Annotated in this window: 24 protein-coding genes and 1 riboswitch; of the genes, 13 read left to right on the forward strand and 11 right to left on the reverse strand. The window is 55.6% G+C overall.

The features are described from left to right. Nucleotides 1-12: 12 nt before the first annotated feature. The 4 genes from katG (at nucleotide 13) to BUA49_RS12100 (ending at nucleotide 5,345) form a co-directional block, all read left to right on the forward strand. On the forward strand, nucleotides 13-2,184 hold the full coding sequence (gene katG, locus BUA49_RS12085) for a catalase/peroxidase HPI (RefSeq protein WP_072798065.1): 2,172 nt from the start codon (nucleotides 13-15) through the stop codon (nucleotides 2,182-2,184). A gap of 135 nt (nucleotides 2,185-2,319) precedes the next feature. Further along, a complete protein-coding gene (locus BUA49_RS12090; protein WP_072798066.1) occupies nucleotides 2,320-3,297 on the forward strand; it encodes a tRNA dihydrouridine synthase in 978 nt (325 codons plus the stop codon). Nucleotides 3,298-3,470: 173 nt separating this feature from the next. Beyond that, nucleotides 3,471-4,169 (forward strand): ZIP family metal transporter, encoded by a 699-nt coding sequence (locus BUA49_RS12095; RefSeq protein WP_139248784.1) that lies wholly within the window; start codon nucleotides 3,471-3,473, stop codon nucleotides 4,167-4,169. Between the two features lie 183 nt (nucleotides 4,170-4,352). Continuing rightward, the gene (locus BUA49_RS12100) at nucleotides 4,353-5,345 is read left to right on the forward strand and encodes an MBL fold metallo-hydrolase (protein ID WP_072798068.1); all 993 of its coding nucleotides are present in this window, start codon (nucleotides 4,353-4,355) and stop codon (nucleotides 5,343-5,345) included. Between the two features lie 2 nt (nucleotides 5,346-5,347). Here BUA49_RS12100 and BUA49_RS12105 read toward each other — a convergent pair whose 3' ends face one another. Continuing rightward, the gene (locus tag BUA49_RS12105) at nucleotides 5,348-6,361 is read right to left on the reverse strand and encodes a class I fructose-bisphosphate aldolase (RefSeq protein WP_072798070.1); all 1,014 of its coding nucleotides are present in this window, start codon (nucleotides 6,359-6,361) and stop codon (nucleotides 5,348-5,350) included. Between the two features lie 181 nt (nucleotides 6,362-6,542). On the opposite strand from BUA49_RS12105, the gene BUA49_RS12110 reads away from it, so the two are divergent. Then, on the forward strand, nucleotides 6,543-8,609 hold the full coding sequence (locus tag BUA49_RS12110) for a dehydrogenase (RefSeq protein ID WP_072798072.1): 2,067 nt from the start codon (nucleotides 6,543-6,545) through the stop codon (nucleotides 8,607-8,609). 19 nt (nucleotides 8,610-8,628) lie between these two features. On the opposite strand, the gene BUA49_RS12115 is transcribed toward BUA49_RS12110, so the two are convergent. Beyond that, entirely contained in the window at nucleotides 8,629-8,895 is a 267-nt protein-coding gene (locus BUA49_RS12115; protein WP_072798074.1) for a DksA/TraR family C4-type zinc finger protein, read from the reverse strand. Between the two features lie 132 nt (nucleotides 8,896-9,027). Between BUA49_RS12115 and BUA49_RS12120 the strand changes: the two genes are divergently transcribed. Both BUA49_RS12120 and BUA49_RS12125 read left to right on the forward strand, forming a co-directional pair. Then, nucleotides 9,028-9,786, forward strand: coding sequence for a DUF1499 domain-containing protein (locus tag BUA49_RS12120; RefSeq protein WP_072798075.1), 759 nt, complete (start codon nucleotides 9,028-9,030; stop codon nucleotides 9,784-9,786). 99 nt (nucleotides 9,787-9,885) lie between these two features. After that, the gene (locus BUA49_RS12125; RefSeq protein WP_072798077.1) at nucleotides 9,886-10,548 is read left to right on the forward strand and encodes a class I SAM-dependent methyltransferase; all 663 of its coding nucleotides are present in this window, start codon (nucleotides 9,886-9,888) and stop codon (nucleotides 10,546-10,548) included. A 22-nt stretch (nucleotides 10,549-10,570) separates the two neighbouring features. On the opposite strand, the gene BUA49_RS12130 is transcribed toward BUA49_RS12125, so the two are convergent. After that, complete coding sequence (locus BUA49_RS12130; protein WP_072798079.1) at nucleotides 10,571-10,930, reverse strand: carboxymuconolactone decarboxylase family protein; 360 nt, start codon at nucleotides 10,928-10,930, stop codon at nucleotides 10,571-10,573. Between the two features lie 251 nt (nucleotides 10,931-11,181). Here BUA49_RS12130 and BUA49_RS12135 point away from each other — a divergent pair, with 251 nt between their 5' ends. Beyond that, entirely contained in the window at nucleotides 11,182-11,838 is a 657-nt protein-coding gene (locus BUA49_RS12135) for a DUF2202 domain-containing protein (RefSeq protein ID WP_072798080.1), read from the forward strand. 32 nt (nucleotides 11,839-11,870) lie between these two features. On the opposite strand, the gene BUA49_RS12140 is transcribed toward BUA49_RS12135, so the two are convergent. Further along, nucleotides 11,871-12,326, reverse strand: coding sequence for an ABA4-like family protein (locus BUA49_RS12140; RefSeq protein WP_072798082.1), 456 nt, complete (start codon nucleotides 12,324-12,326; stop codon nucleotides 11,871-11,873). Between the two features lie 194 nt (nucleotides 12,327-12,520). Here BUA49_RS12140 and BUA49_RS12145 point away from each other — a divergent pair, with 194 nt between their 5' ends. Next, on the forward strand, nucleotides 12,521-13,255 hold the full coding sequence (locus tag BUA49_RS12145) for a Crp/Fnr family transcriptional regulator (RefSeq protein WP_072798084.1): 735 nt from the start codon (nucleotides 12,521-12,523) through the stop codon (nucleotides 13,253-13,255). A gap of 62 nt (nucleotides 13,256-13,317) precedes the next feature. Here the strand turns inward: BUA49_RS12145 and pgm are convergent, their stop codons facing one another. The 4 genes from pgm to gnd are packed head-to-tail and all read right to left on the reverse strand — an operon-like array spanning nucleotide 13,318 to nucleotide 17,609. After that, nucleotides 13,318-14,970, reverse strand: a complete 1,653-nt coding sequence (gene pgm / locus BUA49_RS12150; RefSeq protein WP_072798086.1) for a phosphoglucomutase (alpha-D-glucose-1,6-bisphosphate-dependent) — start codon at nucleotides 14,968-14,970, stop codon at nucleotides 13,318-13,320. Nucleotides 14,971-14,981: 11 nt separating this feature from the next. After that, nucleotides 14,982-15,164, reverse strand: a complete 183-nt coding sequence (locus tag BUA49_RS18055; protein WP_072798088.1) for a hypothetical protein — start codon at nucleotides 15,162-15,164, stop codon at nucleotides 14,982-14,984. Next, complete coding sequence (gene zwf, locus BUA49_RS12160) at nucleotides 15,154-16,587, reverse strand: glucose-6-phosphate dehydrogenase (RefSeq protein ID WP_072798090.1); 1,434 nt, start codon at nucleotides 16,585-16,587, stop codon at nucleotides 15,154-15,156. Before zwf ends, BUA49_RS18055 begins: the two co-directional genes overlap by 11 nt. Further along, on the reverse strand, nucleotides 16,584-17,609 hold the full coding sequence (gene gnd / locus BUA49_RS12165) for a phosphogluconate dehydrogenase (NAD(+)-dependent, decarboxylating) (RefSeq protein WP_072798092.1): 1,026 nt from the start codon (nucleotides 17,607-17,609) through the stop codon (nucleotides 16,584-16,586). Before gnd ends, zwf begins: the two co-directional genes overlap by 4 nt. Before the next feature lie 154 nt (nucleotides 17,610-17,763). Here gnd and BUA49_RS12170 point away from each other — a divergent pair, with 154 nt between their 5' ends. From BUA49_RS12170 to BUA49_RS12180, 3 genes are all read left to right on the forward strand, one after another. Further along, nucleotides 17,764-20,322 (forward strand): phosphoketolase family protein, encoded by a 2,559-nt coding sequence (locus BUA49_RS12170; RefSeq protein WP_267283714.1) that lies wholly within the window; start codon nucleotides 17,764-17,766, stop codon nucleotides 20,320-20,322. 125 nt (nucleotides 20,323-20,447) lie between these two features. Next, nucleotides 20,448-20,762: a cation-transporting P-type ATPase gene (locus BUA49_RS17540; RefSeq protein WP_217650426.1), complete on the forward strand. Its 315-nt coding sequence runs from the start codon at nucleotides 20,448-20,450 to the stop codon at nucleotides 20,760-20,762. Continuing rightward, nucleotides 20,729-21,214: a hypothetical protein gene (locus BUA49_RS12180; protein ID WP_228704481.1), complete on the forward strand. Its 486-nt coding sequence runs from the start codon at nucleotides 20,729-20,731 to the stop codon at nucleotides 21,212-21,214. The genes BUA49_RS17540 and BUA49_RS12180 overlap by 34 nt, the downstream gene beginning before the upstream one ends. A 49-nt stretch (nucleotides 21,215-21,263) precedes the next feature. Here the strand turns inward: BUA49_RS12180 and BUA49_RS12185 are convergent, their stop codons facing one another. Next, on the reverse strand, nucleotides 21,264-21,635 hold the full coding sequence (locus BUA49_RS12185; protein WP_072798094.1) for a YajD family HNH nuclease: 372 nt from the start codon (nucleotides 21,633-21,635) through the stop codon (nucleotides 21,264-21,266). A 188-nt stretch (nucleotides 21,636-21,823) separates the two neighbouring features. Next, nucleotides 21,824-21,922, forward strand: a riboswitch (glycine riboswitch). Between the two features lie 164 nt (nucleotides 21,923-22,086). Here BUA49_RS12185 and BUA49_RS12190 point away from each other — a divergent pair. Next, on the forward strand, nucleotides 22,087-23,331 hold the full coding sequence (locus BUA49_RS12190) for a D-amino acid dehydrogenase (RefSeq protein ID WP_072798096.1): 1,245 nt from the start codon (nucleotides 22,087-22,089) through the stop codon (nucleotides 23,329-23,331). Between the two features lie 30 nt (nucleotides 23,332-23,361). Here BUA49_RS12190 and BUA49_RS12195 read toward each other — a convergent pair whose 3' ends face one another. Continuing rightward, nucleotides 23,362-24,051 (reverse strand): VIT1/CCC1 transporter family protein, encoded by a 690-nt coding sequence (locus BUA49_RS12195; RefSeq protein WP_072798098.1) that lies wholly within the window; start codon nucleotides 24,049-24,051, stop codon nucleotides 23,362-23,364. A gap of 85 nt (nucleotides 24,052-24,136) precedes the next feature. Then, nucleotides 24,137-24,415: a hypothetical protein gene (locus BUA49_RS12200; protein ID WP_072798100.1), complete on the reverse strand. Its 279-nt coding sequence runs from the start codon at nucleotides 24,413-24,415 to the stop codon at nucleotides 24,137-24,139. Nucleotides 24,416-24,462: the final 47 nt, after the last annotated feature.

Raw genomic sequence — 24,462 nt, forward strand, 5'->3', positions numbered from 1 at the left:
AAGGAGAATACGATGTCTCAAAACAATACGGGTGGCAAATGCCCGGTCATGCACGGTGCTAACTCTACCGAAAATCGTAATGTCATGAATTGGTGGCCAGAAGGGCTCAATCTCGACATCCTGCACCAGCATGATCGCAAGACAAACCCGCTGGGTGAAAACTACGACTATCGTGAAGAAGTCAAAAATCTCGACTTTGGCGCAATCAAGAAAGATCTCCACGCCTTTATGACAGACAGCCAGGATTGGTGGCCGGCAGACTGGGGCCATTATGGTGGTCTGATGATCCGTATGGCCTGGCACTCAGCGGGCACCTACCGTATTGCTGACGGCCGTGGAGGTGGTGGCACGGGAAACCAGCGGTTTGCACCGATCAATTCCTGGCCGGATAACGTCAGTCTCGATAAAGCCCGCCGTTTGCTGTGGCCGATCAAGAAGAAGTATGGCAACAAGATCAGCTGGGCTGACCTGATTATTATGGCCGGCACTGTTGCCTATGAATCCATGGGCCTGCCTTCTTATGGCTTTTCCTTTGGCCGGGAAGACATCTGGCATCCGGAAAAAGACACCTACTGGGGCGCTGAGAAAGAGTGGCTGGCGCCGTCTGATGAGCGTTATGAAGACGTTGAAAAGCCTGACACCATGGAAAACCCGCTGGCAGCCGTGCAGATGGGTCTGATCTATGTAAACCCTGAAGGCGTGAACGGTAAGCCGGATCCACTCAAGACAGCTGAGCAGGTGCGAGTGACATTTGCCCGTATGGCGATGGACGATGAAGAAACCGCAGCCCTGACTGCTGGCGGACATACCGTTGGTAAGTGTCACGGTAATGGCGATGCCGACGCGCTTGGCGCCGAGCCTGAAGCTGCCGATGTGGAAGAGCAGGGCATGGGCTGGAGCAACCCTAATATGAAGGGCAAGGCCAGTAGGGCGGTGACTTCGGGTATTGAAGGTGCCTGGACTACTCACCCGACCAAGTTTGACATGGGCTATTTCGATCTGTTGTTCGGCTACGAGTGGGAGCTGAAAAAGAGCCCGGCTGGAGCTTGGCAGTGGGAACCCATTGATATGAAGGAAGAGGACAAGCCGGTTGATGCCAGCGATCCCTCTGTTCGCCATAACCCGATCATGACCGATGCGGATATGGCCATGAAGATGGATACGAAGTACCGGGCTATCTGTGAGAAGTTCATGGCCGATCCCGAATACTTCAAGGACTGCTTCGCCCGTGCCTGGTTCAAGCTGACGCACCGTGATCTGGGGCCGAAAGCTCGTTATATTGGCCCGGAAGTACCGGCTGAAGACCTCATCTGGCAGGATCCGGTACCGGCGGGCAGCACTGACTATTGCGAAGAAGTGGTTAAGGAAAAAATTGCCAAAAGTGGTCTGAGCATTGGCGATATGGTCAGCACCGCTTGGGACAGCGCACGGACCTACCGTGGTTCAGACATGCGCGGTGGTGCCAACGGGGCCCGTATCCGTCTGGCTCCGCAGAAAGACTGGGAAGGTAACGAACCTGTGCGTCTGGCCAAGGTTCTGAAGGTGTACAAGCAGATTTCTACTGACACCGGTGCCAGCGTGGCAGACGTGATTGTTCTGGCGGGTAGCGTAGGGATCGAGCAGGCCGCAAAAGCCGCCGGCTACAACGTTCGCGTTCCCTTTCTGAAGGGCCGCGGCGATGCCACCGACGAGATGACCGATGCGGAATCTTTCGAGCCGCTGGAACCGGTAGCAGATGCCTTCCGTAACTGGCTGAAGAAGGACTATGTGGTTAAGCCGGAAGAGCTGTTGCTTGACCGTGCCCAGCTGATGGGCCTGACTGCACCGGAAATGACCGTTCTGGTTGGCGGTATGCGTATGCTCGGCACCAACCATGCCGGTACCAAGCAGGGTATGTTCACCGACCGTGAAGGCCAGCTGACGAATGATTTCTTCGTTAACCTGACTGACATGGGTCATACCTGGAAGCCTGCAGGCAACAATCTCTATGAGATTCGCGACCGCAAGACCGACCAGGTGAAGTGGACCGCGAGCCGCGTGGACCTGGTGTTCGGTTCGAACTCCATCCTGCGCGCATACGCTGAAGTCTATGCTCAGGACGACAACCAGGAGAAGTTCGTGAAGGACTTCGTTGCTGCCTGGACCAAGGTCATGAACGCTGACCGTTTCGACTTACAGAAGTAAGTCGATAGCAACAGGCCGGACGCTCTCAATAGGAGAGCGTCCGGCTACCAACTTCCCGCCAAATTCCTTACAATCCTTCCCGCCTGATTTTTGATCAGCTGCATTTTCTTTTTTCTTTCAGTTTCTGGAGCCTTCATGCGAATCATCCTTGCCCCGATGGAAGGGCTGGTCGACGCGCCCATCCGTGAAACGCTGACCAAAGTCGGCGGTATCGACCGGTGCGTAACCGAGTTCATTCGCGTGACCCACGGCATGTTGCCGCCCCGGATTTTCTACAAGTATGCGCCCGAGCTTTATAGCCAGTCCCTCACTCAGGTGGGTACGCCGGTGGCTGTTCAACTTTTGGGATCCGACCCCGAAATGATGGGCCGTCACGGGCTGAGGGCGGTGGAGCTGGGCGCTGCTCAGGTGGATATCAATTTCGGTTGTCCTGCCAAAACAGTGAACAAGCACAAGGGTGGTTGTGTGCTGATGCGGGAGCCGGAACTGATGTATGAGATTGCCTCCGCAGTGCGCAAGGCGGTTCCAGCCGAGGTTCCGGTTACGGCCAAAATGCGCCTGGGTTACGACGACCGCTCCATGGGAGTGGCCTGTGGACAGGCACTTGAGGCAGCCGGAGCTTCAGAAATTGTGATCCATGCACGCAGCAAAGTGGACGGTTACAAGCCACCTGCCTACTGGGAAGAAGTTGCCAGAGTCCGCGAAGCGGTTTCTGCCCATGTCATCGCTAACGGCGAGATCTGGACCGTAGCTGATTACTGGCGTTGCCGTGAGGTTTCAGGTTGCGCGGATGTGATGATTGGCCGGGGCCTGATCGCAAGGCCTGATCTGGCCCGCAAGATCAAAGCCAGCCAACAGGGCGATGAGGTTGCAGACATGACCTGGCCCGAGGCAGTATTGTTGGTTCGGGAGTACGCTGAAGTACTGCAAGGCTGGCTTGAAGATCGTTATGTGACCGGTCGTATCAAGCAATGGATGAACTTCCTGCGGCAGGGCTTTCCGGAGGCTGAGGCAATTTGGCAGGATGCTCGCAAAATCCGGGAAGTGGCCCCGATGCTCGCCTGCCTTGAGCAAAAGATGCCCCTATCACGCAGCGCAGTGCGGGCGGCCTGAAGCTTCATTTTTTTGATTAGCGCTCTCTTGATCTTCCTGCATATCCCCAAGCCTGCGACCAAGCAGGCAGCTACGACTACAGCGAATAAGTATTTGCGGAGGGGATTCTCCTCCCATCATGAGGCCGGTTAAAAATGAGTGTGCTGAGTTGGATAATCTTGAGCGGAGTTCTAATGAGCGCGATCGCTATGATCGGCAGTGTCACTCTGATACTGAAGCCAGCCACTCTCGAAAAAATTCTTCTACCATTGGTTGCCTTCGCAGCTGGCTCCCTTATAGGGGGTGCGTTCTTTCATATGATTCCCGCCGCATTCGCTGTGGACCTGGATGTCCTTGAGATAGGGATGATGGTCGTCGCTGGCTTTACCACCTTCTTTATATTAGAGCAGTTTTTGCATTGGCATCATTGTCACCGGGATCAAGTAGATTGCAAGCAGCCATTGACCTACCTGATTCTCATTGGAGATGCTTTGCATAATTTTTTGGGGGGGTTGGCAATTGCTGGAATATTTCTGATTGATGTTCGAGCAGGCATCGCCGCATGGCTTGCTGCGGCAGCTCATGAAATTCCTCAGGAACTCGGCGATTTTGGCGTGTTGGTTCATGGTGGTTGGGAGAAAAAGCGAGCTTTACTCTTCAATGTTCTTTCAGGGCTTACCTTTCTGATTGGGGGCTTAGTGGCCTATGGCTTGTCATTTAAAGTGGACATTGCCTGGTTGATTCCTTTTGCTGCCGGAAATTTTATCTACATTGGTGCCTCAGATTTAGTTCCGGAAGTGCATAGACATGGCGACTCCAATATCAAAACTAGCATTTTACACTTGGTATCGTTTGTCATGGGGTTGGCTCTGCTGCTGCTAGCTGCACCTTAACCAGTCAGGGAACAGCATGTGACGGTTGACCCGGGGCAGGCAGACATAATTCCTGCAGCCTGAAGTTTTTTTCTATTGCCTCTCTCTTGACCTTCCTGATTGCGAACTACACTGGTACAGAGTGGTCGTGTGTTCGTAATTACTGTGGTTCGTAAAAACAAAACCACGAAGGAGAAACCTTTAATGTCCAAACAATCGAAATCCGGAGCTTTGAAACGGCTCGCTGGAGGGTTATGCCTGTCGCTGGGCCTGGCGTCCGGAGCGAGTGCTGCAGAGGGTGATGTGAAAGTCACGCCACTGGGAAGTCACGATGGCGAGTTCTGCGCTCTGGACCGGGCCATGGTGTTTGAGGATCCTAACGGTACCCGCATTCTTTACGATGCTGGCCGCACCGTGGCCGGTCCCGATGATCCCCGCTTGGGCAATATTGATGTTGTGCTGGTATCGCACATGCACGGCGACCACGTGGGGGATCGCCGTATCAAGGAAACGAACGCCGGTAATTGCGGTGGGCCGGAATTCCCAGTGGTGACTCTGCCGCAGTCCAACACCGTGGATATTGCGCTGAAAAAGCAGGCAAAGATTGTTACTGGCAGCGAAATGCCGGCATTTTTTGCCGCCAAACTTGAAGCCGCCGGCGGCGACCCGGCCAACTCCATGCTAGTGCGCTTTGGTGGGGAGCTGGAAGTGGGCGGTGTGGCCATTACTACCGTGCCGGCGGTTCACAGTAACGGGGTTTCGCCATCGTTCCTCACCGGCCCGCTGGCGGAATATTTAAAAGCCGCAGGCGTTGGCGCGAGTGTCGGGCCGCCAACCGGTTACGTGCTGACTTTTTCAAATGGCCTGGTGGTCTATCTGTCCGGGGATACCGGCATTACGGCCGAGCAGAAGCTGGTGGTGAACGATCACTACGGGGCTGAGCTGGTGGTAATGAACATTGGTGACACCTACACAACCGGGCCCAAGGAAGCGGCTTATGTGATCAATGACCTGCTTGATCCGAAGGCCGTTATTGCTTCGCATGCCAATGAGCCAGCCACATCTGGCGGAGAACTGAAGCAGGGTTCACGAACAGCCCTGTTCAGGGATCTGGTAAAAGTTCCCATGCATGTCCCTTTGAGCGGGCGCACCATCGCCTTCAACGGCGATGGCGGCTGTACGGCAGGTTGTGACTGATATCAGCCTTCCATATCTACTTTATAGCTGCCACAGCTGGCAGCGCTATTGAGCCTGGCTCGTTTGAGTGTGGCTTCCTGAGCAGCGGGTCCGTTGTCCAGTATACCAGCCCAGGCCTTCTGGGCTGGTTCCTGTAGGGCGCGCCCGTAGGAAAAGCTCAGGCTCCAGGGTTGCTGGCCAAGGCTGTTCATGGCGTTGAGGTTGAGGGTGGCTTCTTCGGGGGTTTGTCCGCCGGAAAGGAAATTGATGCCCGGAACGGCCGCCGGAACCACCCTGCGGAATACCCGTAAGGTGGCTTCTGCAACTTCTTCCGGGGATGCCTTAGCACACCCGTTTCCCGGGGTTACCATGCTGGGTTTCAGGATCATGGTTTCCAGTTGTACGCGATGGCGGCGAAGGGCATTGAAAACCTCTGCAATCACGGCTTCGTTCACGTCTGCAGACCGCTCGATTGTGTGGTTGCCATTGATCAGCACCTCAGGCTCCACTATGGGCACAATGCCTATGGACTGGCAGAGCGCGGCGTATCGGGCCAGCATCTCAGCGTTGGCTTCCACCGCCTGGTGCGAGGGCAGGGTATCGGAGATGTTGTACACAGCGCGCCACTTGGCAAAACGGGCGCCCTGGTTCTTGTAGATTTCCAGTCGGTCGTCCAAGCCGTCGAGGCCATAGGTTATTTCGTCACCCGGGGCATTGATCAGCGGCTTCTTTCCCTTATCTACCTTGATACCCGGGACAATCCCCTGGCTTTCCAGCAGTTTCGCCATCGGTGCATTATCCAGGCTGTTCTGCCCAAGCGTTTCCTCAAAAAGAATCACGCCACTGATGAATTCTCCAAGCCCGGGTGTGGAGAAGAGCAGGCTGCGATATTCCCGGCGTTTATCTTCCGTGGATTCAACACCAACCGCCTTGAAGCGCTTCGCGATGGTGGGGTGACTTTCGTCCGCAGCAAGAATCCCCCTGCCAGGCTGAACAAGATCCTGTATCGTTGAAAGCAGTTCGTTTTGAATACTCATGCCGGCTCCTTTGCCTGGTGAATGTCGTGATCTGTTTCCGTTCTCTTATCTCATTAGTGTAGACCGTTCATTGGCTATGGGTGCCGCGATGCTACCCATAATTTGATCTGAGTTAAGGCAATTTTTCTGGCATTGTCTTACTCTTATCATCATCACGGTAGAACAAAAATAAGGACTGGGTATGAAAACAGTTATCAGCGTAAGCCAGGGCTCATCCGAATTCGATTACGATCTGGAAACGGAGTTTCTGGGGCAGTCCTTCCGAGTCATTCGCACCGGTACTGACGGAGATCTCTCCCGCGCGGTGTCCCTGCTGAAATCGTACCATGACAGGGCAGACGCCATCGGCCTGAGCATGGTCCCCGATCACTACCAGGTCGGGTCGGTGCAGCTGGAACACCCGGATACCGCCAGGCTCGAAGCCTGTATTCCCGACAAACCGGTGACAACCGGGGCCGGCCTGCGGGGTATCCTTCAGGAATGGGCGGTGCGCCATACCCAGTCCGAGCTTGGGCACTTCTTTGATAACGCCCGAGTACTCTTTATGAATGGGCAGGCCAGCTACCGGATTGCCAAATCCCTTTCCGAGCATACGGATAACCTGTTTTTTGCCGACCCTTACATGGATTTCGGCGTGCCAAGGCTACTCACGTCACTCAAGCAGCTTGAAACCTACACCTCGCTGACTGCGCGGATCATGTTCCGCCCGGCAGCCGTGAAGGCCGTTGAAACTTTGCGTCATACGCCGCTGTATCGTCTTGGGGAGGGGCTGATCCAAGGCTCGCTGCACCAAGCTGTTAAAGACGCTCACGTGATTGTTGCGAACATGGATGATCTTGAGAACTTCACACACAAGGAGCTGGACGGTAAAACCATTATCACCTCCCGCGTGACGGAAGCGGCTCTGGACTGGATGCGCTCCCGCAAGGTCGCCATGGTGGTTGATTACAGCCCCTGGCTGCAAGGGCGCCCTCTGGGTGTGAACGTGATGGAGGCTATGATCAGTGCGGCGCTGTCTCGCACTCCGGAGCAATTGGGTGCAGATGATTATCTCGACGTTATCCAGACTCTGGGCATGGAACCGCGGATTCTCTACCCGAACGGTTATCGCCGGATAAACCGGTTTGCCTTCGTGATTCACCCGTTGTCGCAGCAATACCTGACCAAGACACCGCCGCTGGATTGGGTTGCCAGTGTTTCGCCGCCTCTGGTGATGAACCTGGTGGAGAAGGCCGTGGCTTATACGCCGCCATTTATCTACTCGAAGGTCTCCGGCATCAAATCGCCCACAGGGGATGAAGTGGAGGGCTGGTTGATTACCGTAGGGGGCACGCCCAAAGAAATCATGGCGCACGATCCCGAGTTCACCTACAGCCGGTTACTGGCTGCCGCCAAGCTTGCGAAAAAGCTGGGCGCACAGATCATGGGCCTGGGTGCCTTTACCAAAGTGGTGGGAGACGCCGGCATTACCGTTGCCAAGCGCGCGCCGCTGCCCATTACCACCGGCAACAGCTATAGCGCCTCCGGGGCACTGTGGGCCGCCCGGGATGCAGTGAAGAAAATTGGCCGTGTACATATTGGTAAAAGCGGAAAAATGGCTGGCAAGGCCATGGTGGTGGGCGCAACAGGAGCCATTGGATCTGTGTGCGCACGCCTGCTGGCTAAAGCCGTGGATGAGATTTACCTGGCCGCACCGGAGCCCGCCAAACTTCTCGCCCTGAAAGAAAGCATTGAACAGGAAACCCCGGGCGCTATTGTGCATGTGGCAGGTTCTGCAGACCGTGATATTGAAGAAATGGACATGATCGTGACCGCCACTTCCGGTGCTGGAAAACGGATACTGGACATCAACAAAGTAAAACCCGGCTGTGTGATTACCGATGTGGCTCGCCCGCTGGATATATCCGCTGAAGACGTCGCCAAACGCCCGGATGTGCTGGTGATTGAATCCGGAGAGGTTCAGCTACCGGGTGATGTGCACATGAAAAACATCGGCCTTCCTTCAGGAATTGCTTACGCTTGCCTGGCAGAAACCATCGTGCTTACCCTGGAAGGGCGGTTCGAGAACTTCACGCTTGGGCGCAACATTGAGTGGGAAAAGGTTCGGGATATTTACAAGCTGGGCCTGAAACACGGCATGACGCTGGCGGCTATCTCCGGTGTGAACGGCGTATTCAGCGAAGAAGACTTCGAACGGGTGAGGGTGCTGGCGGCTAAAAGCGATGCCGGAGAACCTGTTGAAATATAATCAGACGCTTGGTACCCGGCTATCTCAGCTGGCTATCTTTGCTGCCCCGGCGGTTGATGCTACCTGAAGCCGTTTGCTGCTTTTCCAGTGCCGCCTGGCAGTTCACGCACAGGCGGACGCCGGGAATGGCTTGGCGCCGCGCCTCCGGAATAGGGCAGTCACACTCCTCGCAAAATTCCGCGCTTTCACCCGTGCACAGCCGGCTACGGGCCTCGGCAACGGCATCTTCCACGCTCGCATCAATCTGATCCTGAACGGCCCCATCACGAGCCCAGCCTCCGGCCATAATGTTGCTCCTGTGAAGTCTCAACCTATCGCGTCTCTCCAGCATACCAAAACCATTGTGATCGGGCTAAGGTGGTGACTCGTAACTGCTGCAGTATAAATTGGCGATTCCCAGCTGAAAAAAGGAACCGGAATGCTGTCAAAAACAAACTCGCCCCGCCGTGGCGGAAAATGGCCGCTGATTACTGCCTGGCTTGGTGTAATCCTGCTGATAGTTGCAGGCATACTCATGGCCGGCGCCGGGCCTGCCTACAGGGCTGAGCTGATTCAATTAGGCACCTCTTTCACATGGCTGCGCCAAGGCGCTCAACTGGCGTCGGGTGCCGCAGTGCTGGGCCTGATAACACTGGTTGTTGCCGGCATACTCCGTCGGTGGCGCCCGGCACTTGTGGGTGCGTTGGTGAGCGTAACTGTGGTGGCTATGATCGCCATACCCATGCAGATGAAGCAGCGTGCCCAGAGTGTGCCGCCTATCCACGACATCACAACGGATATGGAAAACCCACCCGCCTTCACAGCGCTAGCCGCCGCTCGTGAGGAAGCACCCAATGAAGTGGATTATCCGGGGGCGGAAACAGCACGTCAGCAACAGGCCGCCTACCCGAAACTAAAGCCGATTATTATCGACATGCCAATGGCCAGCGCCATGGCCGCCGCAAAAGCGACCATTCAGGCGCGGGGGTGGGAAATTGCCGGAACCACCGCCAACACCATTGAAGCCACTGCTACCACCCGCTGGTTCGGTTTCAAAGACGACGTGGCAATCCGCATGACTGAGACAGAGACCGGCGTGCGGGTCGATATGCGCTCCGCTTCAAGGGTAGGGAAGAGCGATCTCGGTACCAACGCCGAGCGGATTCAGGTTTTTCTTGAAGATCTGGCGAAGCGATAAAATCTTTTTTAATGCACAACATGGGTATATTCTGAAGAAGTAGTTTCTGCCGTATCTTTTCACAGGTTGGCGAGCCTAACTCCTTCAGTGTGACTCTCAATGAAATCAGCCCTGCGTCTTCGGTATCAAACCATTGAGTTCGGAAACGTGGACATTCACGTTTGCACTCTGCGTGACAATCAGCAATTCGATGATCCAAACGACATTGCCCTCAAACTGGGCATTTCATCCGCGACCTGGCCGCTATTTGGCATTATCTGGCCCTCAAGCCTGGTGCTTGCCCATTATATTGCGACCCATGAGACTGCGGGAAAGAGAATTCTGGAAATTGGCTGTGGAATGGCACTGTCCAGCCTGCTGCTGAACCAACGAAACGACGATATCACGGCGACCGACTATCATCCGGAAGTGGGTGTTTTTCTGGAGCGAAACACACAGCTCAACCAGGGGAAGGCCATCGGTTACCAACGAATTGACTGGGCGGATGCAACCAGTGATCTCGGCTTGTTTGACATCATCATTGGCAGCGACCTGTTATACGAAGACGAGCATATAAACCTGTTGGCCGACTTCATCCACAAACACTCCAACTCGGCCTGTGAAGTTATTCTGGTTGACCCGGGAAGGGGCCGGAAAAATAAATTCAGCCGGCGGATGGAAACCCACGGGTATAGCAGTTCACAAGAAAAGCCGGAGCATACAGACTATCTGGAAAAGCCTTTTAAAGGGCACATACTCAGGTTTTGGCGGGGTGATGTTTAAAACCCGCCCTACCAACAGCAAGTCATGAGCCGTTTTGGTTCAAATGCTCCATAAGTTGTTCTGTGGCTTGCATCGCCTCAATGCCGTAAACCACCGACGGCCCGCCGCCCATGAGAATCGCCACTGACACGGTTTCTGCGATTTCTTCTTTGCTGGCACCTGCCGTCAAGGCATCATGTACGTGAAAAGAGATACAGCCGTCACAGCGAACAGTGATGGCGATACCCAGTGCGATCAGCTCCTTCGTTTTACCATCCAGTGCGCCGTCTGCGAGGCTCGCTTTATGTAACGCGCCAAAGCCTTGCATAACATCCGGAATGGCAGCCCCAAGCTTGCCCATCCAGGTATTCAGCTCTTCATAGTGTGCGGGAAAGTTCTTCATTGTGGCCTCCTTGTATGACCTGCTTGTAATCATAGACCAAAAACTGATTATAACTGCTTAAATTTTTGTATTAAAAACATGGATTTATTTAGAAAAAATTGATGTGAGTCAACTATTATAAATAATAATTGACGAGAATTATCTCGTCAAAATTACACAAGGTTTGAAATTTATTAATGAGCCCTATTTATGTTTTTAGGTCATAATTTCAGGTAAATAGACTAAAGGCTATCAGTAAAGAGGAAGTGAGTATGAATATTAAAAAGTTGATGAGCACGGCCATTGTTACATCCATATTCATGGGTGGCACAGCCATGGCGGCCGGCGGTCCGAAGCTTGATGGCGGAGGCGGTGGTGAGAACCTGAACCAGACGCAGTCAACCGAGTTGACGTCTATCGAAACCAGCGATCTGCAGTTTATGCGTGAAGAAGAAAAACTGGCCAGAGATGTTTATCTGACCTTGGATCAGCAGTGGGGCGAGCAGACTCAGGTTTTCGCCAGAATAGCTTTATCAGAAGAGTCACATACCGCCAGCGTTGATTATCTCCTGGATAAGTTCGGAGTTGAGGATCCGGTGGTAAACGACACCATTGGCGTATTTACCAATCAGGAGCTTCAGGCGCTTTACAATGAGCTGATAGAAAAAGGAAAAACCTCGTTTATCGATGCCCTTTATGTTGGCGGCATTATTGAAGAAAAAGATATGCGTGACATTCTGGCTGCTATCAGCCAGACCGATGAGCGCGCCATCATTCTGGCCTACTCGAACCTGCTCGACGGCTCAAAAAGTCATCTGAAGGCTTTCGTGCGAGTCATCGAAGCTCAAGGACTGACCTACGAAGCCCAGGTTCTGGATGCAGAAGAAGTTATGCTCATTATTGAGGATGAGAGTGAGATTCAAAACTAGACAGTCGCGCCATACACCTTGTGAGTGAAAAGTCAGGAGGTGTATGGCACAAAATATTCATGTGTAATAGAAAATCGGAGTACGAAGTACAACAATAAACCCGCAGGGCCAAACATGAGCGTCATAAACAAGCAGGGAAGCAGAAGCCAGTGAGATATTCCATATTGCGAAGCATTTGTGACAATGTATACACCGATCATCAAGTCAAAGGCCAGATAATGAACCCATCCCGCAAGTACCACGCGCGGTGATTTGAACAGGTTGATGATTCCTTTTAATGAGAAAAAGTTCCCTCTGATTTTTTGCCCGGGCTCATCATGTTTTTTGCCGAAGAAAACCAGGTAAATGTATGCAAAGCACAATAGTGCTACGACGATTCCGACAATGATGCTCTGGCCAAGTTTCCACGAAGGTAGCACAGCTAGAATAATCCAGCCTGTAAGTGCTGAAAAACTGGTCAGTTTAAAGATATGCGATAGTGCATTCATCCGATGCTATTCTCCTTGAAAAGTTATTATTAAAACACATCTGCTATCTGCCGCCCTTGTTATCGGCGGATTGGAGTAAGATTGGACGTAACGGTAGGCATAGCACGGTACGGTAACGTAAAGTGTTCGGTAAGCTTGTGCAGATTATTGACCTGCGTTATAGAATGTCGCACACGTACGGATCATGACTAAAAATGCCGAAGATTATTTCTCCGCAACAGAACCGTTTGTTTGCTGCCTTGCCTGTCGCCAGCCGGAACCGGCTCCTCCCGCATTTGCAGATGGTTTCTCTGCCATTGGGACAAGTGATCTATGAGCCGGGCATTGCTTTACAGCATGTCTATTTTCCGACGGATTCCATTATTTCACTGCTTTATGTGATGTTAGATGGAGCCTCTGCCGAAATCGCCGTTGTCGGTAACGACGGGGTTGTCGGTATCGCTCTATTTATGGGCGGGGACAGCGCCCCTCATCGGGCCTTGGTCCAAAGTGCGGGCGTCGCCTATCGATTGCCGGCGAAGGTGCTACAGGAAGAGTTTGGTCGCCATGAAGAGTTCATGGCGTGGATGCTTCGTTATACGCAATCACTGATTGCGCAAATGGCGCAGACCGCAGTATGCAATCGACATCATTCGATCGACCAACAGCTGTGTCGCTGGCTATTGCTATCCCTGGACCGTTTGCCAGATAGCCAGTTAACCATGACGCAGGAACTTATCGCCAATATGCTGGGGGTGCGCCGGGAAGGTGTGACAGAAGCCGCCGGCAAATTGCAGAAGCTCGGCGTGATCTCTTATCACCGTGGACACATCAACGTGCTGGATCGACCGAGGCTGGAGCAGTTGTGCTGCGAGTGCTATGCCGTGGTGAAGACGGAGACGGACAGGCTGTTACATCAGCTCGAGGCTTCTGTCTGCAATGCGTTTTAGTAGGTTCAGCCTGGGTTGGGGAGTTATGCGATCTCCGGCGCAAATGGCAATGTTCCACGCAGTCATCGCGCAGCAATCGCTTTGTCGACGATCGCCTGCGCTTCCTTCAGGATGCGTTGCAGATGGGCATCGTCGTTGAAGCTCTCGGCGTAGATCTTGTAGATGTCTTCGGTCCCCGAGGGTCGGGCGGCAAACCAGCCGTTAGCGGTCATCACCTTGATGCCGCCGATCGGCGCGTCGTTGCCGGGGGCCTTATCGATGATGCCGGTGATCGGTTCACCGGCGAGTTCGCGCGCGGTAATACCTTGCGGCGTGAGTGCTGCAAGGGCTTGTTTCTGCGGCGGGGTTGCCTTGGCTTCCACCCGATCAGCCACCGGGCAACCCAGTTCCCTGGTGAGCGTGTTGTACAAGGCGCCGGGATCCTGGCCGCAGCGCGCGGTGATCTCTGCCGCTAGCAGGGCAGGGGCTATGCCATCCTTGTCGGTGGTCCAGACCGTGCCGTCGCGCCGCAGGAAGGCCGCACCGGCGCTTTCCTCACCGCCGAAGCCGAGCGAGCCGTCGAACAGCCCGGCGGAAAACCATTTGAAGCCAACCGGCACTTCGACCAGCTTGCGGCCCAACCGCGCGCTCACCCGGTCGATCAGGCCGGTGCTGACCACGGTCTTTCCCACCGCAGCCCGTTTGCTCCATTCCGGTCGGTGGCTAAAGAGGTAATCGATGGCGACTGCCAGATAGTGGTTGGGCGGTAGCAAACCGGCTTGGGGGGTGATGATCCCGTGCCGGTCGTGGTCGGTGTCGCAACCGAAGGCGATGTCGTAGCGGTCCTTGAGTTCGAGTAATCGCTGCATCGCATAGGGTGACGACGGATCCATGCGGATCTTGCCGTCCCAGTCCACGGTCATGAAGCCAAACGTCGGATCGATCACGTCGCTGACCACGGTCAGGTCAAGTCGGAAATGGTCGGCAATGCGTGCCCAATAATGCACGCCGGCGCCGCCGAGTGGGTCAACGCCCATGCGAACGTGGGCCGCGCGGATCGCATCCATGTCGATAACCTGGCCAAGATCGGCAATATAGGTGGTCAGGAAATCGTGGCGATGCATCGTTGCCGCCTGCAGGGCGCGGTCATACGGCATCCGCCTGACCCCTGCCACATCCTTTTCGAGCAGGGCATTGGCCATCTTCTCAATGGTGTCGGTGATGTGCTTGTCAGCCGGGCCGCCGTTCGGCGGGTTGTATTTGAAGCCACCGTTATCAGGCGGATTGTGGGAGGGCGTCACCACGATGCCGTCTGCCAGCCCTGAGGTGCGGCCGCGGTTGTAGGTCAGGATGGCGTGGGAGACTGCCGGCGTCGGCGTGTATTCGTCGCCGGTGGCCAGCAGGGTCTCGACTTCATTGCCGGCCAGCACCTCAATGGCGCTGGCGCGCGCGGGTTCCGACAGCGCGTGGGTGTCGATGCCGAGAAACAGTGGTCCGTCGATGCCCTGACGTTTGCGGTAGGTACAGATCGCCTGCGTGATGGCCAGCACATGCCATTCGTTGAAAGACAGCGCGAGCGATGTGCCGCGGTGCCCCGAGGTACCGAAGACGACGCGCTGCGCAGGTACCGACGGATCTGGTATGCCTGAGTAATAGGCGCTCACGAGCTTGGGCACGTCGACAAGCAGGTCTTGTGGGGCGGGTTTGCCGGCGAGCGGGCTGATCAGTGTGGCCATGGGGGTATTCCTCAAACCATAGATGGGGGCAAATGGACCGCCAGGCGCTGCGTCTGGAGGCTGCCGCCTTCGATATTAGCTCGATAGCGTTGCAAGGCACCGAGATCATCGGCGTAACCCAGCTCGGCAATGATGCGATCGTTGTCGAGCAGGGTGTTATCGACATCGAGCAGGAAGACCCAGTCAGCAGTCATGGCGGGTGTCCTCTGATTCCGGGTTGTGCCAGGCGCCATCACCGGCAATCAGCGCGTCCGCGGCCACCGGCCCCCAGCTTCCCGGCGCGTAGGGCAAGACGCGGGCGTGATTGCTGAGTACCGGGTCGACTGCCGCCCAGGCCGCTTCGACTGCGTCCTGGCTCGTGAACAGCGCGCCATCGCCGGCCATGGCATCGCCCAGCAACCGCTCGTAGGTGGTTTCCTCGTGGTCTTCTTCTGGTTGGAAATAGAGTTCGCGAAGGTCGCCGCGGAATGCCTTGCCCGGCTGTTTGAACCGGGCGGCCAGGGCTATTGCGGACCCGGGTTGTAGCTTGAAGCGCAGATAGTTGGCATTGCACTCCTCCGGCCCGGAATCGTCGAACAGCTGTTGCGGCGGGGCATGCAGTTGGACCCGGACTTCGACGGCGGTCGTCTGCAGTCGCTTACCGGCACGAAGGTACCAAGGCACGCCACTCCAGCGCCAGGAATCGATGAAAAGGCGCAGGGCGCAGAAGGTCTCGACATCCGAATCCGGTGCAACATTCTTTTCCTGGCGATAGCCATCATATTGCCCGCGCACCAACGCGTCGGAGGTCAGCGGCTGCATGGCGCGAAACACGCTGGCCTTGGCATTATGTACCGCCCCGAAACCCTGGAAGGCGGGCGGCTCCATCGCCAGCAGGGCCACGATCTGGAACAGGTGATTCGCCACCACGTCGCGCAGGCAGCCGGCGCTTTCATAGAAGCCGCCGCGGTTACCCACACCGAACTCCTCGGCAAGCGTTACCTCTACACTTGCCACGTGGTTGCGGTTCCATATTGGCTCCAGGAACGCATTGGCGAAGCGGAAGTACAGGATGTTCATGATCGCATCCTTGCCAAGGTAATGGTCGATGCGAAAGATTGCATCCTCGGGGAACACCGATGATGCAATCGCGTTGAGTTCGCGCGCCGAAGTCAGATCTCGTCCGAAGGGTTTTTCGACGATAACGCGGGCATTCTTGGCCAGTCCGGCAGCACCGAGGCTGCGGATCACCGTGGCAAACAGCGCGGGTGGAATCGCCAGATAGTGCGCCGGGCGTTGGGCGGTGCCCAGGGCGCGTTTCAGCGCCTGGAAGGTGGACTCATCGGCATAGTTGCCGGCGACATAGTCGAGCAGGGATAGCAGCCGATCGAATGCCGCTTCGTCGTCGATGGCCCTGTCATGCTCCAGACTGGCCCGCACGTGACGATGCCATTCCTCGGTGCTCCAGGGCGAAGAGGCCACACCGATCACTGGTACGTTCAGCACGCCTTTTCTGACCATGGCATAAAGCGCCGGTAAGATCTTTTTGCTGGCCAGGTCGCCGCTGAAGCCGAAAACCACCAGTGCGTCCGAGTTTGAAACATCTTCGGTCGGTGGCGATAGTGTAGCCGCACTCATTCGGACGCCTCTGGCGGCTTTTCCACATGCCCTCCGAACTCGTGACGCATGGCTGATAGCAGACGATTGGCAAAGCCCGCTTCGCCGCGCGAGGCAAAACGTTCGTACAACGCGGTGGTAAGCACATGCGCCGGCACCGCCTCATCGATCGCTGCCTGGATGGTCCAGCGGCCTTCACCAGAGTCCGACACGCGGCCGTCGTATGCGGACAGCTTGGGGTCTTCCAGCAAAGCATCGGCGGTCAGGTCGAGCAGCCAGGAGCCGATGACGCTGCCGCGACGCCAGACTTCGGCGATCTCGGGCAGGTCCAGTTGGTATTGGTAGAATTCGGGGTTGCGCAGAGGCGTGGTCTCGGCGTCGCTTGTTGGTGGGCGGCTGCCGATATTGGCATGAGCCAGAATCTCCAGACCTTCGGCATAGGCCGCCATAATCCCGTATTCGATTCCGTTGTGCACCATTTTGACGAAATGGCCAGCACCGGTCGCGCCGCAGTGCAAAAAGCCTTGCTCAGCTGAGCTGGGCACGCCATTGCGTCCACGGGTACGAGCTATTACGCCGACGCCGGGCGCGAGGGCAGAGAATAGGGGCTCCAGATGGGCGACAATCTGATCCTCGCCACCGATCATAAGACAATAGCCGCGAGTTTCACCAGCGACGCCTCCGCTGGTACCGACATCGACATAATGCGTGCCGGCAAGCGCCATTTTTTTGGCCCGGCCGATATCGTCGCGGTAATAGGAATTGCCGCCGTCGATCACGATATCGCCAGGTTCCAGATGTATGGCAAGCGCATCAAGTGCCGCATCGACGGCCGCCGCCGGGACCATCAGCCAGATCGCGCGCGGCGGTTCCATCTTTGTTACCAGATCCTCGATCGAAGCGGCGCCTACCGCCCCGAGCTTGCATAACGGTATCATGGCCTCGGGTTGCGTGTCGTGAACGATGCACGTGTTCCCATGATTCATCAGGCGCCGCACCATGCTCGCCCCCATCCGGCCCAGACCGACCATTCCAAGTTGCATGACGCGCTCCAGATTATGACTCGAAAACCACGATGCGTCCGCCGCAGCCTTGGGTCTGTGCGCTAGCAGACGGACGCGGTGGTGACGAGGGCACAAAGTTTGGTTTGTACAGGGCTGTTTTCCGATTTGCTTGATTCAGGCCGAAGGTGGCTTTATGTCCCGTTCACTTGAACTGGAACGCATTAATACGCTGCGGTTTCTGGCGGTGAATATGGTGCCGAACGCCAACAGCGGCCATACGCCTGGCGGTCGAACAGGTGGTGGCGCGGGCCCGAAGACTGGTCAACAATGTTCAACGGCGGTTATAGCGGAGATTGGCATGACGAAAAAACAACCGGACGTTCTGACACCGGAGCTCCTCGAGAGCATAGACCGGTATTGGCGTGCCGCAAACTACCTGTCGGTCGGCCAGATTTATCTCTGCGATAACCCGCTGTTGAGGCGGCCCCTTGCGCTCACCGATGTGAAACACATGCTGCTCGGCCACTGGGGAACGACGCCCGGACAAAACTTCATTTACGCGCATTTGAATCGGGTTATCAAACAGTACGATCTCGATATGATTTACGTGTCCGGCCCCGGCCACGGCGGGCCGGCTGTCGTCGCTAATACCTATCTTGAAGGCACCTACAGCGAGATTTACCCGGATATCAGCCAGGATGACGCCGGATTACAAAAACTTTTTTTGCAGTTTTCATTTCCGGGGGGGATCCCGAGCCACGCTTCGCCGGAGTGTCCAGGTTCGATTCACGAAGGCGGTGAACTCGGTTACTCGCTTAGTCACTCCTTTGGCGCGGTGTTCGACAATCCGGAGTTGATCGTCGCCTGTGTAGTAGGCGACGGTGAAGCGGAAACCGGACCGTTGGCCACGGCATGGCATTCCAATAAATTCCTCAATCCGGTGACTGATGGCGCGGTGCTTCCGATACTGCATCTCAACGGCTACAAAATTGCCAACCCGACCGTTCTCGCGCGCATTACCCACGAAGAGCTGGAGCAGTTGCTGCGCGGGTACGGCTGGACACCGATTTTTGTCGAGGGTCATGAGCCCGCACTCATGCATGAGGCGATGGCGACGGCGCTCGACACGGCGGTGCAGCAGATCCAGCAGATTCAGCAAAACGCTCGCGTCATGAATGACGACGATGCGGGCGGCTTCGCACGCCCGCGCTGGCCGATGATTGTGCTGAAATCGCCCAAGGGTTGGACGGGCCCAAAATTTGTTGACGGCTTCCAGATTGAAGGCACTTTCCGCGCGCATCAGGTTCCGATTTCCGATCCCGCGGCGCAACCGGGGCATCTGGAGTTGCTGAACGACTGGCTACGCAGCTACCGCCCACAAGAACTCTTTGATGAGCGGGGTCGCCTGTTACCGGAGTTAGCGAAACTGGCGCCCGAGGGTGAGCGCCGCATGGGCGCAAATCCGCATGCCAATGGTGGCTTGCTGCTGCGCGATCTGCACATGCCGGATTTTCGCGAATACGCCTGCGATGTGCCGACACCAGGCGCGAGCGGTATCGGCGATACGCACGTGTTGGGGCCGTTCCTGCGCGATATCGCCAAGATCAATCAGGAACAGCGGAATTTTCGTGTGTTCGGTCCCGATGAAACCATTTCCAACGGCCTCGTGGCGCTGTTCGAAACAACTGATCGGCAATGGGATGCGGCGACCGAGCCCAACGATGAACACCTGGCGCCGACTGGCCGCGTGATGGAAATGCTGAGCGAACATCAATGCGAAGGGTGGCTCGAAGGTTATCTGCTCACTGGGCGTCATGGTCTTTTTAACTGCTATGAGGCCTTTATCCATATTATCGACTCGATGTTCAATCAGCACGCGAAATGGTTGAAGGTCACGTCGCATTTGCCGTGGCGGCGTAAAATCGCGTCGCTCAATTATCTGCTGGCATCGCACGTCTGGCGTCAGGACCACAACGGCTTTACCCATCAAGATCCGGGTTTTATCGATCACGTCGTCAATAAAAAGGCCGAGATTGTCCGTGTGTATCTGCCCCCCGACGCGAATTGCCTGCTGTCAGTGATGGATCATTGTCTGCGCAGCCGGCATTACGTCAACGTCGTGATTGCGGGTAAGCATCCGGCACCGCAGTGGCTAGACATGGATGCCGCCGCCCAACATTGCGCAGCCGGCATTGGCATATGGGAATGGGCCAGCAACGATGGTGATCAAGCCCCCGACGTGGTAATGGCCTGCTGCGGGGATGTCCCCACGCTGGAAACGCTCGCCGCGGTGTCGATCCTGCGTGAAAACTTTCCTGAGCTGAAAATTCGCGTGGTTAATGTCGTCGATCTGATGCGACTGCAGCCGCAGACCGAACACCCGCACGGGATGAATGGTCAGGATTTCGATGAGCTTTTCACGACGAACAAACCGGTGATCTTCGCATTTCATGCTTACCCATGGCTGATCCACCGCCTGACTTATCGCCGGACCAATCACGAGAATATCCATGTGCGCGGTTACAAGGAGGAGGGCTCGATCACCACGCCTTTTGATATGACCGTGCTGAACGAAATGGATCGTTTCCACCTGGTGATGGACACGATTGATCGGCTGCCGCAAACCGGCGACAAAGGTCTCGCGCTGAAGCGCAGACTCAAGGAAAAGTTGATAGAGCATAAAATCTACATCGACAAAAATGGGCAAGATCTCCCTGAAATTCGCGACTGGCAATGGAGGGGCAAGACATGAACGCCAAAACGGATGCAGCCGCATCGGATACGACAAAACCGGCCGCAGCATCCGATACCAAAGATGATCTGAAAACCCTGCCGCTGCCGGACCTGCAGGAAAAACTTCAGGCCTAGCCGGACGGCCTGACCCAGGCCGAGGCGGCCAAGCGACTGGACCGGTATGGCCCCAACGAGATCACCGAGAAAAAGACCAGCACCTGGCGCAAATTCCTGAGTTATTTCTGGGGCCCGATCCCTTGGATGATCGAGGAGGCGATGGTTCTGTCGGGGGTGCTCCGGCACTGGGCGGACTTTTTCATCATCTTGCTGTTGCTGGTGGCCAATGGGATGGTCGGCTTCTGGGAAGAGCGCCAGGCCGGCAACGCCATCGACGCGCTCAAGGCCCGGGTCAAGCGCGATGGCAAATGGGTCACCTGGTATTTAATTTCTATCCCCTGACTGCAGTGATGATAGTGATGCTGGCGCTGCTCAACGACGGTGCAATTCTATCGATCGCCTATGACAGAGTGCGGTACAAGAACGCGCCCGAGGCTTGGAACATGCGCCTGGTGCTAGGCGTATCCAGCGCGCTCGGCGTGATCGGCGTGATCGCAGCGTTCGGCCTGTTCTATCTCGGCGAGCATGTGTTCCATATCGATCGCGCTCACATCCAGACCATGATGTATCTGAAGTTGTCGGTGGCCGGCCACCTGACCATCTTCCTGACCCGCACTCGCGGCCCGTTCTGGACCATCCGCCCCGCAGGTATCCTCTGGGGCGCTGTACTCGGCACGCAGATTGTCGCCACGCTGTTCGCGTACCGGGTTTTTGATCCAGTCAAAAAAGGTAAGGCGAGCCCCGACGCTAAACCCGAGGTTGATGCCAAGCCTGCAGGCGAGTCGAAAAGATGACTCCGGCAGGGACGGCGCCATCCGCAGCCAGTGGGATATGCCATTTCGGTCAATTGTTCTTCTCAAGCGCGTCCTTGAGACCGGCAAATGGATTGTGCGTAGCCGCTTCCCGCCTTTTTTCAGAACTACCACCATAGCGCACGAAATCTTCAAACTTACTGTGCTCTTCGTCGTGACAGTACACGCACAATAATTCCCAGTTACTGCCATCGGCAGGATTATTGTCGTGGTCGTGATCGACATGATGCACCGTCAGTTCCCGCAAATTTATGCGGGTAAACTCACGGGCACAGCGCCCGCACACCCACGGGTACAGCTTCAGCGCGCGCTCGCGATAACCGCCTTCGCGCTTCGCGATATAGTCACGCTGCTCAGCCAGTAGCTTATCTACCTTGCTTGTGTTGCCGGCATTCTGGCTCATGAATCTTTTCCTCGGTGCGGTATGCTCAATTCAGTGTTCTCAAATAAGGTACTTTAAGCATAGTCACCCTTTGTGGCTATAGAACAACAAAAAATCCAAATCCAGAGCAGGCTCCAATGATGGTGGAGATGTTGTATTGCTGAATTATTTGTTATGTTGCGAAGCAGGATAGGATTTATTGCAAATCCGACGTGTTAGCGGGAGAGATCGTATCGCACAACTGTGTGATCGGCGCCGAAGGAGCAACTGCCCCGGAAACTCTCAGGCAAAAGGACCGTTAACATGACGACTTTCCGAAGAGCTGTCGACGACTGCGTTAGTCGGCACACCGAAGGAGCAAACGGCCGTTTTCGTTGAAACGGCGCGTGAATCTCTCAGGTTCCGTGACGGAAGGGGTGCTTTCTACCGCTCTGTGTAGAAGGGTAACCCTGGACGCTCTTTGGAGATTGCCATGAAGCGAATTGCAGTTATTGGGGGTGGTATTACCGGTATCACGACCGCTTACACGCTGGCCAAGCGTGGCCTGGATGTCACCGTTTACGAGAAGCACCGTTATGCGGCGATGGAAACCTCCTTCGCCAACGGTGGTCAACTGTCGGCTTCCAATGCCGAGGTCTGGAATAACTGGCAGACCGTAGCCAAGGGCATTAAGTGGATGTTTCGCAATGACGCCCCGTTGCTGGTCAACCCCAAGCCCTCCTGGCATAAGTTGAGCTGGTTTGCCGAGTTTGTTGCCGCGATGCCCCAGTACGAAAAAAACACCACCGAAACCGCGCGATTGGCGATTGCCGCCCGTGACTTCCTTTTTGAGTGGGCGCGAGAAGAAGGTATCGATTTCGACCTCAAGAAGCAGGGCATCCTGCATATCTATCGGGACAAAACCGGTTTCGACCACGCTGCGAACGTCTCGAAACTGCTGGCCGCTGGAGGCCTGGAGCGCCACGCTGTCTCTCCAGAGGAAATGCGTGCAATCGAACCCACCTTGGCCGGCACCTATTACGGTGGGTTTTTCACCGAAAGCGACTCAACCGGTGATATCCACAAGTTCACCAACGGCCTGGCGGAGGCGATTCTGCGTCTCGGGGTCAAGACCTGCTACGGACACACGGTGACCGAACTGAGTGCGGATCAATCCAATGCTTGGGTAACCTCATTTGACGGCGAACAGCAAACCCGTGAAACCTACGATGGCGTGGTGATTTGTGCGGGTGTTGGTAGCCGGGAGCTGGCGGCGAAACTGGGAGACCGCGTCAACATTTATCCGGTCAAGGGCTATTCCATTACCGTTGAGCTGGACGATGAGGTCTCGCAAAACTCGGCGCCGACCGTCAGCCTGCTGGACGATGCCACCAAGCTGGTGACCAGCCGGCTGGGTGATACTCGTTTCCGGGTGGCGGGTACGGCGGAATTCAACGGGTACAATCGCAATATCCGGGATGACCGGATTCGCCCGCTCACCCGCTGGGTAGAGCAATGCTTCCCGGGGGTCTGTACCCGGCGGGTTGTGCCCTGGGCGGGACTGCGCCCCATGCTGCCCAATATGATGCCGCGAGTAGGGCCGGGCAACCTTCCCACTGTGTTCTATAACACGGGTCATGGTCACCTGGGCTGGACCCTGTCGGCAATCACTGCTGAGATGCTGGCCGATACCGTTGCAACCGCATCGGCTGGCCATACGGTGAGTGCTACCCGCTAGTTTCTGAATTTGGCCGTCGACATAGGGGCGTCAAGCTGAAACCCCGAAGAGCGCCCCCACTCCTGCCGTCATTGCCATTGCCAATGCGCCCCAAAAGGTCACGCGTGAGGTGGCGGCAATTACCGGGGCACCTCCGGCTTTGGCGGACAGCAAGCCCAGCAGTGCAAGAAATAGTAGCGAACTGCCTGAGACGGCCCACATGAGTGAGGCAAATGGAAACAAAACGACGATCAGAAGCGGAAGAGCAGCACCCACCGTAAACGAGCTGGCAGAAGCAAGCGCCGCCTGAACGGGTCGAGCTGCCAAGGAAACGGAGATGCCCAGCTCATCACGTGCATGTGCTCCCAGTGCATCATGCTTCATCAACTGGGTAGCCACATCTGAGGCGAGTGCCGGATCCAGCCCGCGCTCGATGTAAATTGCCGTGAGTTCCTGTTGTTCGCCCTCGGGACTGGCGATCAATTCTCTACTCTCTCGTGCCAGATCGGCGCGCTCGGTATCGGCCTGTGAACTGACCGAAATATACTCGCCGGCAGCCATCGACATAGATCCAGCGACCAGACCAGCGACGCCGGCAACCAAGATGCCTTGTGCGTCAGCACCCGCTGCAGCCACGCCCAAGACAAGACTGGCAGTGGAGACAATGCCATCATTGGCTCCGAGAACAGCCGCGCGAAGCCATCCAATTCTTTGAGTTCTATGCCTTTCGGTATGCTTCATTCGACGTTCCTTGTAGTGCAATCATGCTTCTTTAAACGTTAGCTTAAGCAAATTATGAAGCAGTATCTTCTCCGACTGAAATAGTCTATTTACTGCCCCATATTTTCGCGACCGCGCGGTTGTTTCCTAATAATCCAACCACCTCGCATACAAGCCCAACCAAAAAAAATATCAGAAAAGGAATAAGTCCGCCCATATTTGATGAAATAATAGTCAAAACAACAGAGACAATTGATAGGACTAAAAACAACGCACCAACAGTAAGCAGTATCTTACGGTGTGATTTCTCATAACGATATTCCCCTTCACCGGATTCAAAAATATGGAGTATTGGTTGGAATATTTTTATCAATATATTCTTCATGATGCGTTGCTCGTAAAGTTTTATTATAAATTTATTAGCTCGCAATT

Origin of the sequence: Marinobacter antarcticus (assembly GCF_900142385.1) — a bacterium.
Classification (GTDB): domain Bacteria; phylum Pseudomonadota; class Gammaproteobacteria; order Pseudomonadales; family Oleiphilaceae; genus Marinobacter; species Marinobacter antarcticus.